Genomic DNA, 14,685 nt, shown 5'->3' on the forward strand with positions numbered 1-14,685 from the left:
ATGCTGCTCGACCGCCTCGGGGACAGCCACCCCGGCCTGCGCACCCGCGAACGGGACTGGACCTGGGATGAGGTCGTGCGCGAATCGGCGGCGCGCGCCGCGCTGGCGTCGACGGTGCGCGGCCCTGACGACGGCGCGTGCCACATCGGGATATTGCTCGACAACGCGCCCGATTTCGTCTTCTGGCTGGGGGGCGCCGCACTGGCGGGCGCGACCGTCGTCGGCCTGAATCCCACGCGCGGGGCCGCGGACCTCGCCGCCGACATCCGGCACACCGATTGTCACCTGATCATCACCGACTCCGCGGGCGCGCAGCGGTTGGCCGGCCTCGACCACGGCGTGCCGCCGCGACGCGTACTCATGGTGGACGACCCGGCGTACCAGCACGCGCTTGACAGGCTGCGCGGCGAGACGCTGAAAGCCCCTGCGTTCGAATCGAACCCGCTGTTCCTTCTGCTGTTCACCTCCGGCACCACCGGCACATCGAAGGCCGTCAGGTGCAGCCAGGGCCGGCTGGCGCGGATCGCCTACGCGGCCAGTGAGAAGTTCGGTCATCATCGCGGCGACGTCGACTACTGCTGCATGCCGCTGTTCCACGGCAACGCGATCATGGCGCTCTGGGCACCCGCTCTGGCCAACGGCGCCACGGTGTGTCTGACGCCATCGTTCTCCGCCTCCGGGTTCCTGTCCGACGTCCGTTTCTACGGGGCCACGTTCTTCACCTATGTCGGCAAGGCGCTGGCCTACCTGTTGGCCACCCCCGAGCGTCCCGACGACGCGGACAACACACTCCAACGGGGTTTCGGCACCGAGGCATCGCCGGAGGACCAGAACGAATTCCGACGCCGATTCGCCGCCGAACTCCACGAGGGGTACGGCTCCAGCGAGGGGGGCGCAGTGGCGACACCCGACCCGGCGGCCCCACCCGGCGCGCTGGGCCGACCGGTCCATTCCGACGTCGTCGTCGTCGACCCCGAGACTTCGATGCAGTGTCCGGCAGCGGTTCTCGATCCGAACGGCAAAGTGGTGAACCCCGACGACGCCATCGGCGAGATCGTCGACCGCCGCGGCGCCCGGGACTTCGAGGGGTACTACCGCAACGACGCGGCCGACGCCGAGCGGGTCCGCAATGGCTGGTACTGGTCAGGCGATCTGGGCTATGTCGACGATCGCGGCTTCCTGTACTTCGCGGGCCGGCGGGGCGACTGGATCCGCATCGACGGCGAGAACACGTCGGCGCTGACCATCGAACGCGTGCTACGCCGGCATCCGGATGTCGTTGCCGCAGGCGTGTACGGCGTTCCCGACCCGAGGTCGGGCGATCAGGTGATGGCCGCCATCGAGGTCGCCGATCCCGCCGCGTTCGACATCGACGCGTTCACGGAGTTCCTCATCGGGCAGGAAGACCTGGGTGCCAAAGGTTTTCCCCGGTTGCTGCGCGTCTCGGCCAACCTGCCCGCAACCGGGTCCAACAAGGTGCGCAAGAGAGATCTTCAGGCGCAACGCTGGCACACCGACGAGCTGGTACACCGCTGGGTAGGTCGCGGACGGCCTCGGTACCACCTGATGAGCACCGACGACCGAACCGAATTGGACGCCGAGTTCGCGGCGCACGGAAGGGAACATCTTGTCTGAACAGGTGTGGGACGAGACCACCGACGTCCTCGTCGCCGGGTCCGGCGCGGGTGGTGTCACGGGTGCCTACACCGCGGCACGCGAAGGCCTCGAGGTGATCCTGGTCGAGGCGACCGAGAAGTTCGGCGGCACCACGGCGTACTCGGGTGGCGGCGGAATGTGGTTCCCGTGCAATCCCGTTCTGATGCGGGCGGGCGCCGACGACACCATCGAGGACGCACTCGAGTACTACCACGCGGTGGTGGGCGACCGGACGCCGGCAGAGCTGCAGGAGACCTACGTACGCGGCGGGGCGCCGCTGATCGAATATCTGGAATCCGATGAGCTGCTGAAGTTCTCGCTGCTGCCGTGGCCGGACTACTTCGGCAAGGCGCCCAAGGCGCGGGCCGACGGCATGCGGCACATCGCCGCGAAGCCGTTCAAAGTGGCTGCCGCGCCCGAGCTGCGGGAGCTGGTCCGCGGTCCGCTCGACGCCGACCGCCTCGGCCAGCCGCAACCGGACGACTATTTCGTCGGCGGACGGGCGCTGATCGCGCGCTTCCTGACCGCCGCCGCGCGCTTCCCGCATTCGGCGACCCAGCTCAACACCACGCTGACCGAGTTGGTGGTCGAGGACGGAGCCGTCGTCGGGGCGATCGTCGAATCCGAAGGACGGCGCCGCGCGATCCGCGCCAGGCGCGGTGTCCTTCTTGCCGCAGGCGGTTTCGAGCACAACGACGAGATGCGGGCGCACTTCCACGTGCCCGGCGCTTCCCGAGACACCATGGGGCCCTGGGGAAATCGCGGCCTGGCGCATCTGGCCGGGATCGCCGCCGGCGCCGACACGGACCTGATGGACCAGGCGTGGTGGTCACCGGGGCTCACACATCCCGACGGTACGTCGGCCTTCGCGCTGTGGTTCACCGGTGGCATCTTCGTCGACGACCACGGTAAGCGCTTCGTCAACGAGTCTGCGGCGTATGACCGATTGGGGCGCGAGGTATTGGGTGCGATGGCGCGCGGCAACGTCACCCTGCCGTTCTGGATGGTCTACGACCACACCGACGGAGGTGTGCCGCCGGTCAAGGCCACCAACGTCTCCATGGTCGAGCCCGAGAAGTACGTGGCGGCGGGTCTGTGGCGCACGGCCGACACCCTCGAGGAGCTCGCCGTCGCGATCGGGGTGCCACCGCGCAATCTCGTCGACACCGTGGCGCGGTTCAACGACTTCGCGCAGCGCGGCGTCGACGACGACTTCGGCCGCGGCGACGAGCCGTATGACCGGGCGTTCTCCGGCGGTGCGCCGCCGCTGTACCCGATCGAGCGGGGACCGTTTCACGCGGCCGCGTTCGGCGTCTCCGACCTGGGCACCAAGGGCGGGCTCCGCACCGATTCCGCGGCGCGCGTACTCGATACGGCGGACAATGTGATCCCGGGGCTGTACGCGGCGGGCAACACGATGGCCGCACCCAGCGGGACCGCCTACCCAGGCGGCGGCAACCCGATCGGCACCAGCATGGTCTTCAGCCACTTGGCCGTGCTGGACATGGTGAAAGGAACCACCCCATGAGCAGCACAGCATCCGAGGCCGTGCGCGAGATCGACACCGGGAAGGCGATGACGCGCTACGCCCGCGGATGGCACTGCCTCGGGCTGGCGGAGTCCTTCCGCGACGGACAGCCGCACGGCATCAACGCGTTCGGCACCATGCTCGTGGTGTTCGCCGACTCGCACGGGTCGCTTCATGTGCTCGACGGCTACTGCAGGCACATGGGCGGCAACCTGTCCCAGGGCACCGTCAAGGGCGACGAGGTCGCCTGCCCGTTCCACGACTGGCGCTGGGGCGGCGACGGCAAGTGCACGCTGGTGCCCTACGCCAAACGCACCCCACGGCTGGCGCGCACCCGAGCGTGGCAGACCACCGAGGTCAACGGACAGCTGTTGGTCTGGCACGACCCCGAGGGGTCCACCCCGGCGCCCGAGCTGACCCCGCCGACCATCGAGGGATTCGACGAGGGCCGGTGGTCACCGTGGCAGTGGAGTTCGATCCTGATCGAGGGCGCGCACTGCCGCGAGATCGTCGACAACAACGTCGACATGGCGCACTTCTTCTACATCCACCACGCCTATCCGACCTATTTCAAGAACGTCATCGAGGGCCACACCGCCAGCCAGTTCATGGAGTCCAAGCCGCGGCCGGACTACATCGCCGACCCCGACAAGCTCTGGGACGGCACACACCTGCGTTCGGAGGCCACGTACTTCGGGCCCGCGTACATGATCAACTGGCTGCACAACGACCTCGGCCCCGGCTTCACCGTCGAGGTTGCCCTGATCAACTGCCACTACCCGGTCAGCCACAACTCGTTCATGCTGCAGTGGGGCGTCGCGGTGCAGGAGATGCCCGGACTGCCCGCCGACAAGGCCGCCAAGTTGGCGGGGGCGATGAACAAGAGCTTCGGCGAAGGCTTCCTCGAAGACGTCGAGATCTGGAAGAACAAGTCTCCGATCGACAATCCGCTGCTGACCGAAGAGGACGGCCCGGTGTATCAGCATCGGCGCTGGTACGAGCAGTTCTATGTCGACGCCGCCGACGTCACCGCCGAGATGACCGACCGCTACGAGCAGGAAGTCGACACCACCCACGCGAACGATCTGTGGCACCAGGAGGTCCAGGAGAACCTCGCGGCCCGGAAACTGAGTTCAAAGTGAGTACTTCTACTCCCTGAGCAAACGCTCGATCTTGATTTACGCTTCGCTGGACATGACTAAACGTCATCCGACAGGAGTTCAGCTATGAAGCTCTCGGTTGTTGCCCGCTCTGCTGCCGTCGCGGCCGTGGTCGCTCTCATCGCGGCGGGGTGTACAGGTTCGACCTCGGGGTCCGGCCAGACCGCCGCGGAGTCCACCAGCGCCACCACGTCGTCCGACGAACCCACCACGTCAACCAGCGCCACCTCCGCGCCCGCCACCGGCCGCATCGCTCCGCGTGAGGCAGCCCCGACGGGACCGGCCCCGACCATCGCCGACTACATCGCGGAGAACGGCATCACCGAGTCACCGGTCAAGCCGGGCGATCCCGGGGCCCCGCTCATCGACCTGCCCGTTCCGGACGGCTGGGAGACCGCCGGCGAGGAGACGCCGGACTGGGCGTTCGGCGCCATCATCTATACCGGGCCCGAGGCCGCGGAGTACACGCCGAGCATCGTCGCGCTGGTGTCGAAACTGGTGGGCGATGTCGACCCGCAGGCCGTGCTGGACGCCGCGGCGGGCGAGGCCACCAACCTGCCCGGCTGGATTCCGATGAGCGACGGCAAGGTCACCACCCTTGGCGAGTTCCCCGCCTTCCAGCTCGGCGGCACCTGGGTCCAGGACGGCGTCACCAAGATCGCCGCGCAGAAGACGGTGGTGATCCCCGGCAACGACGGGGCGTGGTACGTGCTGCAACTGAACGCCGACGGTCTGGAGAATCAGATCGACATCCTCGGCCCGGCCACCCTTGCCATCGACGAGGACACCACCATCACCCCGCAGTAGTCCTCTCGATCTGGCCGGTACGGTCGGGGTGGTGAGCTACCGCGAGATGCCCGGTTCAGCCGAACAGTGACGGAACCACCGCATCGATGAGATGCGGTCCCGGCGCCGCGAAGGCGTCGGCCATCGCCCCGGCCAGCTCCTCCGCGGTGGTGACCCGCCGGGCCGGGACGCCCATGCCTTCGGCGATCTTGACGAAATCGATTGCCGGAGAACCCAGATCGAGCAGTTCCAACGCCCTGGGCCCGGGTGCACCCGCACTCGTCGCCCCAACCCGCGCCAGCTCGATCCGCAGGATGTCGTAGGTACCGTTGTTGAAGATCACGGTGGTCACGTCGAGATTCTCGCGGGCCTGCGTCCACAGCGCGGACAGGGTGTACATCGCAGACCCGTCGGCCTGCAGGGACAGCACCGGACGGTCCGGTGCGGCGATCGCCGCGCCCACCGCCGCCGGGATGCCGTACCCGATGGCTCCGCCGGTGAGCGTCAGTACGTCATGGGCCGGCGCACCCGCTGTCGCCGCGGCGACTCCCACACCCGCAGTGTTGGATTCGTCGACGATCACCGCGTTCTCGGGCAGCAGGGCGCCGACCACCGCCGCGACCGAGAATGCGGTGAGGCCTCCGGTCGGCATCTCGGGCCGCGCCGCGGCGGCAACCTCGGCGATGCTGCCCGGAGACAGTTCGTCGGCGAGTTGCTCCAGCGCAGCAGCGGCACCGGCATGCTCGGCGAGGATGTGCACGTCGCATCCGTCGGGCACGAGGTCACTGGGTTTGCCGGGGTAGGCGAAGAACGACACCGGAGACGTTGCCCCGGCGAGGATCAGATGGGCTGCACCGGCGAGCTGCTCCTGCGCGGCTTCGGCGAAGTAGGCCAGCCGTTCGATCGCGGGGATGCCCGCACCGCGTCGCAGCCGAGCCGGAAAGGTCTCACACAGCACCCGGGCCCCGGAGGCCGCGGCGATGCGGACAGCAGCCGCCAGCCCCGCGGTCCGGGTGGCGTCACCCCCGATCAGGATGACGGTCGGCGCCCCCGACTGCAGCACATCCACGGCGGACAGGACCGCATCGTCATCGACCGTCGGGTCGGCGGGCGCCGGGATGGCGGGAGCGGTGCCGCCGCCGTCAGCCCAGGAGACATCGGCGGGCAGGATCAGTGTCGACACCTTGCCCGCCCGACTCGCGGCGACCGCGGCAGCGGCGTCGGCGGCCACGTCGGCGGTGTCAGCGGTGCGACGCACCCATCCCGAGACCGTCCCCGCTACGGAGTCGATGTCGGATTCCAATGGGGCGTCGTACTTCTTGTGATACGTGGCGTGATCGCCGACGACGACGACCATCGGAGTACGCGCCCGGCGGGCGTTGTGCAGGTTGGCCAGTCCGTTGCCGAGACCGGGGCCGAGATGCAGCAGCACGCCGGCCGGCTTGTCCGCCATCCGTGCGTATCCGTCGGCAGCGCCGGTGGCCACGCCCTCGAACAGCGTCAGGACCCCGCGCATCTGCGGCACCGCGTCCAGGGCCGCGACGAAGTGCATCTCCGACGTTCCAGGGTTGGCGAAGCACACGTCGACGCCGTTGCCGACCAGGGTGGTGAGAAGAGACTGTGCGCCGTTCACACCTGTCGTTATACGCCCCGTCAGTTGCCGCGAATACCGTCCAGCCGCTTCGACGCGTCCTCGAATCCGCTGACCAGCTCGGCGATGATGTCCGCGACGGGCCGGATCTCGTTCATCGTTCCGACGATCTGCCCCACCGGCATCGCGACGGCCGTCGGGTCGGTCGACTCGCTCATCCGCTGATGCGCCTCGCTGACCAGGATGTTCTGCAACGGCATCGGCAACGGCTCGGGTGCGCCATCGGCGTCCCACGCCTCGGTCCACCGACTCTTGAGCAGCCGGGCGGGCTTACCCGTGTAGATCCGCCTGCGGACGGTGTCGGCGGACGTGGCCTTGAGCATGGCTTCCTGGATCACCGATTGGCCGGACTCCAGGCGCACGCCGAGGTCGTACTCGGCTGATGTCAGGAATGCCGACCCCATCCAGACACCTTGCGCGCCAAGGGCGAGTGCGGCGGCAACCTGGCGGCCGGTGCCGATGCCGCCGGCGGCGAGCACCGGAACCTTGCCGTCCAGCGCGTCGACGATCTCGGGCCAGAGCACCATCGAGCCGATCTCACCGGTGTGCCCACCGGCCTCATGGCCCTGCGCGACGACGATGTCCACACCGTTCTCTGCGTGGCGCAGAGCGTGTTTGGGTGAGCCGGCCAGCGCTGCCACCGGCACACCGGCCTCGTGCACCTGGTCGATGACGTCCTTGGGCGGCGAGCCGAGGGCGTTGGCGATCAGCTTGATCGGATGCTTGAGCGCAACCTCCACGTGGCTGCGAGCGACCGAATGCAGCCATCCCAGAACACCTTCGGACTTGGCCTCGTCCTCCGGCAGCGGTGGCACACCCAGGTCGGCGAGCGTCTTGGCGACGAAGTCACGGTGGGTCTGCGGTACCAGCTTGTTGATGTCGACCGACGTGCCCTCGGTCGGGATCTTGGCGGGCATCACGATGTCGACGCCGTACGGCTTGCCGTCGGTGTTGGCGTCCATCCACTGCAGGACGTTCTCCAGGTCGTCGGCGTCGTTGAACCGCACGCACCCGAGCACACCCAGGCCGCCGGCCCTGGTGACCGCGGCCGCCACCTTCTCCGACGGGGTGAAGACGAAGATCGGGTACTCGATGCCGAAGCGATCACACAGTTCAGTTCTCATTTCGCCACCGCATGCTTCTCGTGAACCTCGTCGGCCGGCCGTTCCTCGGTGGTGTCCTTGGCCCAGCGATAGTCCGGCTTGCCCGCCGGTGAGCGCTTGACCTCGTCGACCAGCCAAAGACTGCGTGGCACTTTGTATCCCGCGATCTCTTTCCGGACGAACGCGTCGAGATCGGCCAGCGCCGGGCGGCTGCCCTCACGCGGCTGGACCACCGCGGCGACGTGCTGACCGAACCGGGGATCCGGCACACCGACCACGAGCGCGTCGAACACGTCCGGATGGCCCTTCAGCGCGGCTTCCACCTCTTCTGGGTAGATCTTCTCGCCGCCACTGTTGATCGACACCGAACCGCGGCCCAACATCGTCACACTGCCGTCGGCCTCGACCTCGGCGTAGTCGCCCGGAATCGCGTACCGCACACCGTTGTACGTACGAAAGGTCTCCGCCGTCTTCTTCTCATCCTTGAAGTACCCGACCGGGATGTGGCCGCACTTGGCGATGATGCCGCGCACGCCCGAACCGGGAACCACCTCGTTGCCGTCCTCGTCGAGCACCTTGGTGTTCTTGTCGATGGTCACCCGCGGTCCGCCGGTGTGCGACTGGCCCTTGGCCACGATGCTGGTGCCGCCGAAGCCGGTCTCCGAGGAGCCGATCGAGTCAGTGATGATCCGGTTGGGCAGCAGCTCGAGGAACTTCTCCTTGAGGCTGGTGGAGAACAGCGCCGCGGTGCTGGCGAGCAAGAACAGCGAGGACAGGTCGTATTCGTTGCCCTTCTCCTGGTGCGCCAGGAGCGCGTCCAGAAGCGGGCGCGCCATCGCATCGCCGGTGAAGAACAGCAGGTTGACCTTGTGCTCGTGGATCATTCGCCACACCGCGTCGGCGTCGAATTCCGGTGTCAGCACCACGGTGTGGCCGGAGAACAGCGCCATCCAGGTCGCGGACTGCGTGGCGCCGTGGATCATCGGCGGGATCGGCAGGCGGACCATCGGCGGGTTGGCCGCGGCCTGCTTGGACAGGTCGTACTCGTCGGCGTACGGCTCACCGGTCGCGAAGTCGGTGCCACCGAAGAGAACCCGGTAGATGTCCTCGTGGCGCCACATGACGCCCTTCGGGAAGCCGGTCGTGCCGCCGGTGTAGAGCAGGTAGATGTCGTCCTCGCTGCGCGGGCCGAAGTCCCGTTCCGGCGAACCCTGTGCGATCGCGGAGTAGAACTCGACGCCGCCGTAGCGCTCGAAGTCATCATCGCTGCCGTCCTCGACCACGAGAATGGTCTTCACCTTCGGCACCTCGGGCAGCACGTTGTCGACGCGGTCGGCGTACCGGCGCTCGTGCACCAGGGCGACCATGTCCGAGTTGTCGAACAGGTACTTGAGCTCACCCTCGACGTAGCGGAAGTTGACGTTCACCAGGATCGCGCCCGCCTTGACGATGCCGAGCATCGCGATGACGATCTCGATCCGGTTGCGGCAGTAGAGGCCGACCTTGTCGTCCTTCTTCACGCCCTGGTCGATGAGGTAGTGGGCCAGGCGGTTGGCCTTCTCCTCCAACTGGGCATAGGTGAGCTGTTCGTCGCCCGAGATGATGGCAACACGGTCAGGCACGGCGTCGATGGCGTGCTCGGCAAGATCGGCGATATTCAGGGCCACAGCTCTAAATTAGAACGTGTTACATTTCGAGACAAGTCGCTGTCTTCGATGAGGAAAGGCACACACCTGTGAGCGAGCCCGAAAAAGGTCCCGACGCCCTGGTTGAGCAGCGCGGACACACGTTGATTCTGACGCTGAATCGGCCGGAGGCGCGCAACGCGCTTTCCACTGAGATGCTCTCGATCATGGTCGACACCTGGAACCGCGTCGACGAGGATCCGGAGATCCGGACCTGCATCCTGACCGGGGCGGGCGGCTACTTCTGCGCGGGCATGGACCTGAAGGCGGCCACAAAGGCACCCCCCGGCGACTCGTTCAAGAGCGGTGCGTTCGACCCGTCGAAGATCGAGGGCCTGCTCAAGGGCCGACGGCTGACCAAACCGCTGATCGCCGCGGTCGAAGGCCCGGCCATTGCGGGCGGCACCGAGATTCTGCAGGGCACCGACATCCGGATCGCGGGCGAGAGCGCGAAGTTCGGCATCTCGGAAGCGAAGTGGAGCCTGTACCCGATGGGCGGCTCCGCAGTGCGGCTGCCGCGCCAGATCCCGTACACGATCGCCTGCGACCTGCTGCTGACCGGCCGCCACATCACCGCGGCCGAGGCCAAGGAGTACGGCCTGATCGGCTATGTGGTCCCCGACGGCACCGCGCTGGACAAAGCCCTGGAGATCGCCGAGGTGATCAACAACAACGGGCCGCTGGCGGTGCAGGCGATCCTGAAGACCATCCGCGAGGCCGAGGGCATGCACGAGGAAGAGGCGTTCAAGCCAGACACGGCCAACGGCATCCCGGTGTTCCTCAGCGAGGACGCCAAGGAAGGCCCGCGCGCATTCAAGGAGAAGCGCGCCCCCAACTTCCAGATGAAGTAGGGAGCTACGCGGCGCTCTCCCCCGCCGCCCACAATCGGTCGATGGCGGCCTGCCCGTCGGCCAGACTCTGAGCGGCCAGCGGCTTGAGCTCGGCCATGGCGGGATTGGTTGCGGCCATAGTGAGCTCGACGACGACGAATCGCGGCTGCAGGCCCGTCAGCGACACCCCGTGGGACAGCCATGTCTGCGCGTGATCCCACCCTTCGCGGGGTGTGCCGGGACCGTAGCCACCGCCGCGCGTCTCGATCGCCACGAAATCCCTGCCACCCAACAGCCCCTCTCCGGTCGTCGTGTCGATGGACACGCCGGCAGCGACGACGTGGTCGACCCACGCCTTGACCGTGCTCGGCGGTCCGAAGTTGTACAGCGGCAGGCCCAGCAGGACGGTATCGGCGGCCTTGACCTCGTCGATCAGCTCGGCACTGAGGGCCGCGGACGTCTGCGGGTCCAGATGCGGCAGCGGCTGTGCGGCCAGGTCCCGGTAGGTCACCGTGCCGCCGGGGTGCGCGGCCCGCCAGCGCTCGGCCGCGCGCCGGGTGAGGCTCCGGCTGACCGAGTGATCGCCCTGAACCGACGAGTCGAGGTGCAGAAGGTGTGCCATAGTCAACTCCAGATAGATAGTTTGCGATGTACAAACTATCTATACCACAGGAGCTATTGCTGTATTCCCGTACTCTTGCCCTGGTGAGCGACGATCCGGCGCCCGACCAGCTCCTGGGCCCCCTGCTGGATCTGCTCGCCCGCCGCCTTCGGGGCGCCGCGGAAGCAGAACTCACGGCTTTCGACCTGCGTCCGCGCCACGTCATCGGCCTGACGCTGCTGCGCGATTTCGGCGAACACAGTCAGGCCGGACTGGCCGAAGCCCTCGGAATCGATCCGACCAACGTCGTGGCGCTGCTCAACGAACTGGAATCGGCCGGGCTCGTCGAGCGTCGGCGGTCCCCCGAGGATCGCCGACGTCACACCGTGGTGCTGACCCCGGCGGGCGCACGGCGACTCGCCGAGGTCGAGACTGCGCTGGCAGGCCTGGAGCACCGACTGTTCGCCGCGCTCGACAGCGACGAGCAGGCGACGCTGCACGGGCTACTCCAGCGCGCGGCGGCGGTCACCGGCGGCAGCCTGGTACCGCGGAGCGCGTGTACCGAAGACGTCCAGAGCTGCTAGGCCCCGATCGGCTTCGACGGGGTGAACACCACCGGCATCGACTCGAGGCCGCTGACGAAGTTCGCCGGCCGCAGCGGCAGCATGTCGGGGTCGGCCAACTGCAGATCCGGCAGCCGCTCGAGCACCCGGCTGAGCATGATCTTCAGCTCGAGGCGAGCCAGCTGGTTGCCCAGGCAGAAATGCGTCCCGAACCCGAAAGCCAAGTGGTTGTTCGGGTTCCGGTACATATCGAAGGACTCGGGGTTCTCGAAAACGTCCTCGTCGAAATTCGCGGATTCGAACATCAGCATGATCTTCTCGCCTGACTTCAACGACGTGCCGTGGAACTCGGTGTCGGCCGTCAGCGTGCGGCACATGTTCTTGACCGGCGATGTCCAGCGCAGCATCTCCTCGATCCCGCACGGCAGCAGCGACGGGTCCGCGACCGCCGCCTCCCACTGGTCGCGGTGGCGAAGCAACTGCTCGGTGCCGCCTGAGAGCGTGTGGCGGGTGGTCTCGTCACCACCGATGAGGATCAGCAGTGTCTCGAAGACGATCTCGTCGTCGGACATCCGCTCGCCTTCGACTTCGGCGTGCACCAGGATCGAGAACAGGTCATCGGTCGGTTCGGCGCGGCGCTTGGCGATGACGTCCATCGTGAACGCGGTGTAGGCCGCAAACGTGTCCATCAGCAGCTTGATGGTCGCCTCGTCGACGGTGGAGCTGAGTCCGCACACCAGGTCGTCGGACCATTTGAGCAGCATCTCGCGCTCCTGGGGCAGCACGCCGAGCATGTCGCCGATCACCGCCATCGGCAGCGGCGCGGCGATGTCACGGACGAAATCGCACTCACCGCGTTCGATGACCGCGTCGATCAACGTGTCGCACAGCCGCTCGATCGACGGCAGCTTGTCCATCACGCGCTTGCGGGTGAAGCCCGAGTTGACCAGCTTGCGCCGCAGCACATGCGCGGGGTCGTCCATGTCGATCATGTACGGCATCCCCGGCTGGTCGGGGCGGATGCCGCCGGCCGACGAGAACAGCTCAGGGTTGCGTTCGGCGTCCAGCACCGCGCGGTGCGTGGTGGCCGCGGCCAGCCCGTTGCGGTCCCGGAACACCGGCTGGTTCGCGCGCATCCAGCGGTACGCGTCGCGGGCGCGGCGGTCGGCATAGAAGTTGCCGTCGGCGAGGTCCACGTCGAGACCGGTATCGACGAGGGGCGAGGTGGAAGTCATTACTCTCCTGCTGATCGGTCGGGGCTCAACGCGAGATGACGAGGGAGTCGGCAAATGTCATGTCGACATTGGCCGCCGAACTCGAGACGAGCGCGCGCTTGGGCAAGCCTAGGGCGGAAAGCTCTGCGGCGTAGGGATGTTCGCCGAGTTGCACACGCACACCGCCGGGCCGGTACCGCACCCCGGACAGCACCATCGTGCCTTCCGTCCGCCGGATGACGCCGTCGAGGTAGGAGTAGGTGGGGTGCACCTGCGGCCGGGACGTCAGGGCGGCGGGTATCGGAACACCGGGCGCGAACTCCATGCTCACCACCCGCTGGCCATCGATGCTGACGTCGAACCCGAACTGGCGTCCGTTACGAATCGTGAAGTCCGCCATCACCTTCGGGTAGCCCCAGATGGTGCGTCCAGCCTCCAGGGTGAACGCCTGGTCGACCGGCAGGTGATGGACGAAGGCGCCGGCCGACTGCAGCGCGGACATGCCCGATGCGTCCGAGCCGGGGGGATTCACCATCACGTTGGTGCCGTACTCCCAGTACTGCCCTAGGTCGGTGTCCTCATAGCGCATCAACATCAGGACCACGAGGGCGCGGCGATTCGACCGACCGAAACGGCACACCCGCAGACCGCTGTAGTCGATCATCCGCTGGGCTGCGTCGGCGTCTACGACGAACATGGCGGTGTGCTGATGTGCCGTGCGGACCCGCACCGGCATCGTCAGGACGGTGCCCTGGATCGTGTGCTGCGACGTTACTTGGCTCACACCGTCAATCTAGAGCGTTCACTAGACACTCTGCAAGGAAGTGTCTAGTCGCGCCTCAGACCAGGCCGGCGAGATCGCGGATCTGGTCGGTCGACCGCGCGCCGACGACCATCATCGTGACGCCCGCGGCTTCCCACGCCTTGATCTGCTCCTGCACGTAGTCGAGGTCGCCGACGATGGCGGAGTCGTCGACCAGCTCGTCGGGGATGACCTTGGCCGCTTCGTCTTTGCGGTCACTGCGGAAGAGCCGAGTCACGTCGTCGACGACGTCGGCGTACCCCATCCGGCGATACACGTCGGCGTGGAAGTTGGTGTCCTCGGCCCCCATGCCGCCCATGTACAGGGCAAGGTGCGGCTTCATCAGCTCCATGACCGCGGGACGGTCGTCGGTGACGACCACCTGTGCCGTTGCGCAGATCTCGAACGTCTCCCGGGTACGTCGCGCACCGGGGCGCGCGAACCCCTCGTCGAGCCATTCGTTGTACATGCCCGCGATGCGCGGCGAGTAGAAGATGGGCAGCCAGCCGTCGCAGATCTCGGCGGCCAGAGCGACGTTCTTGGGACCTTCGGCGCCCAGCATCACCGGGATGTCCGCGCGCAGCGGATGGGTGATCGGCTTGAGGTTCTTGCCCAGTCCCGTGGTGCCCTCACCGGAGAGCGGCAGCGGGTAATGCGGCCCGTCGCTGTGCACCGGGGCTTCCCGGGCCCAGACCTGACGCAGGATGTCGACGTATTCCCGGGTGCGCGCGAGTGGCTTGGGGAACTTCGCGCCGTACCAGCCCTCGACGACCTGCGGGCCGGAGACACCGAGGCCGACGATGTGCCGTCCACCGGAGAGGTGGTCCAGCGTCAACGCCGCCATCGCGAGCGCGGTCGGGGTGCGCGCCGAGAGTTGGAGCACCGACGTGCCGAGCCGCATCCGCGTGGTTTCGCGGCCCCACCACGCCAGCGGCGTGTAGGCATCCGACCCCCACGCCTCGGCGGTGAAGACCGTGTCGAACCCGGCTTCCTCCGCCGAAGCGACCAGTTCTGCATGGTTGGTCGGCGGCTGCGCGCCCCAATATCCGAGTTGGAGTCCCAGCTTCATGTCGGCTGCCTTCCCGCAGTGTCCAGAGGGTCCCTTG

The 14,685-nt window shown here is 67.4% G+C and carries 13 protein-coding genes; 6 read left to right on the forward strand and 7 right to left on the reverse strand.

What is annotated here, in order from left to right:
• From EL337_RS24710 to EL337_RS24725, 4 genes are all read left to right on the forward strand, one after another.
• Entirely contained in the window at window positions 1-1,635 is a 1,635-nt protein-coding gene (locus EL337_RS24710; protein ID WP_220096921.1) for a steroid-22-oyl-CoA synthetase, read from the forward strand.
• Window positions 1,628-3,184, forward strand: a complete 1,557-nt coding sequence (locus EL337_RS24715; protein ID WP_048633771.1) for an FAD-binding protein — start codon at window positions 1,628-1,630, stop codon at window positions 3,182-3,184. Before EL337_RS24710 ends, EL337_RS24715 begins: the two co-directional genes overlap by 8 nt.
• Entirely contained in the window at window positions 3,181-4,326 is a 1,146-nt protein-coding gene (locus tag EL337_RS24720) for a 3-ketosteroid-9-alpha-monooxygenase, oxygenase component (protein WP_048633770.1), read from the forward strand. Before EL337_RS24715 ends, EL337_RS24720 begins: the two co-directional genes overlap by 4 nt.
• An 84-nt stretch (window positions 4,327-4,410) precedes the next feature.
• Window positions 4,411-5,151: an envelope biogenesis lipoprotein LpqN gene (locus EL337_RS24725; protein ID WP_048633769.1), complete on the forward strand. Its 741-nt coding sequence runs from the start codon at window positions 4,411-4,413 to the stop codon at window positions 5,149-5,151.
• 55 nt (window positions 5,152-5,206) lie between these two features.
• On the opposite strand, the gene EL337_RS24730 is transcribed toward EL337_RS24725, so the two are convergent.
• Genes EL337_RS24730 through EL337_RS24740 form a run of 3 tightly spaced genes read right to left on the reverse strand, consistent with a single transcriptional unit; the run spans window position 5,207 to window position 9,551 of the window.
• Entirely contained in the window at window positions 5,207-6,763 is a 1,557-nt protein-coding gene (locus EL337_RS24730; RefSeq protein ID WP_048633768.1) for an acetolactate synthase large subunit, read from the reverse strand.
• 20 nt (window positions 6,764-6,783) lie between these two features.
• Window positions 6,784-7,905 (reverse strand): NAD(P)H-dependent flavin oxidoreductase, encoded by a 1,122-nt coding sequence (locus tag EL337_RS24735; protein ID WP_048633767.1) that lies wholly within the window; start codon window positions 7,903-7,905, stop codon window positions 6,784-6,786.
• Window positions 7,902-9,551 carry a medium/long-chain-fatty-acid--CoA/3-oxocholest-4-en-26-oate--CoA ligase gene (locus tag EL337_RS24740; protein WP_048633766.1) on the reverse strand — a complete coding sequence of 550 codons (1,650 nt, stop codon included), beginning with the start codon at window positions 9,549-9,551 and terminating at the stop codon, window positions 7,902-7,904. The genes EL337_RS24735 and EL337_RS24740 overlap by 4 nt, the downstream gene beginning before the upstream one ends.
• A gap of 68 nt (window positions 9,552-9,619) precedes the next feature.
• Here EL337_RS24740 and EL337_RS24745 point away from each other — a divergent pair, with 68 nt between their 5' ends.
• Window positions 9,620-10,420: a crotonase/enoyl-CoA hydratase family protein gene (locus EL337_RS24745; RefSeq protein ID WP_048633765.1), complete on the forward strand. Its 801-nt coding sequence runs from the start codon at window positions 9,620-9,622 to the stop codon at window positions 10,418-10,420.
• Between the two features lie 4 nt (window positions 10,421-10,424).
• Here EL337_RS24745 and EL337_RS24750 read toward each other — a convergent pair whose 3' ends face one another.
• The gene (locus EL337_RS24750; RefSeq protein WP_048633764.1) at window positions 10,425-11,021 is read right to left on the reverse strand and encodes an FMN-dependent NADH-azoreductase; all 597 of its coding nucleotides are present in this window, start codon (window positions 11,019-11,021) and stop codon (window positions 10,425-10,427) included.
• A gap of 83 nt (window positions 11,022-11,104) precedes the next feature.
• On the opposite strand from EL337_RS24750, the gene EL337_RS24755 reads away from it, so the two are divergent.
• Window positions 11,105-11,584 carry a MarR family winged helix-turn-helix transcriptional regulator gene (locus EL337_RS24755; protein ID WP_048633763.1) on the forward strand — a complete coding sequence of 160 codons (480 nt, stop codon included), beginning with the start codon at window positions 11,105-11,107 and terminating at the stop codon, window positions 11,582-11,584.
• On the opposite strand, the gene EL337_RS24760 is transcribed toward EL337_RS24755, so the two are convergent.
• From EL337_RS24760 to EL337_RS24770, 3 genes are all read right to left on the reverse strand, one after another.
• Entirely contained in the window at window positions 11,581-12,798 is a 1,218-nt protein-coding gene (locus tag EL337_RS24760; protein WP_048633762.1) for a cytochrome P450, read from the reverse strand. The genes EL337_RS24755 and EL337_RS24760 overlap by 4 nt on opposite strands.
• A 25-nt stretch (window positions 12,799-12,823) precedes the next feature.
• Window positions 12,824-13,513, reverse strand: coding sequence for an acetoacetate decarboxylase family protein (locus EL337_RS24765; protein WP_048633804.1), 690 nt, complete (start codon window positions 13,511-13,513; stop codon window positions 12,824-12,826).
• 103 nt (window positions 13,514-13,616) lie between these two features.
• Entirely contained in the window at window positions 13,617-14,648 is a 1,032-nt protein-coding gene (locus tag EL337_RS24770; protein ID WP_048633761.1) for an LLM class F420-dependent oxidoreductase, read from the reverse strand.
• Window positions 14,649-14,685: the final 37 nt, after the last annotated feature.

The sequence above is a fragment of the Mycolicibacterium aurum genome (assembly GCF_900637195.1).
GTDB lineage: Bacteria > Actinomycetota > Actinomycetes > Mycobacteriales > Mycobacteriaceae > Mycobacterium > Mycobacterium aurum.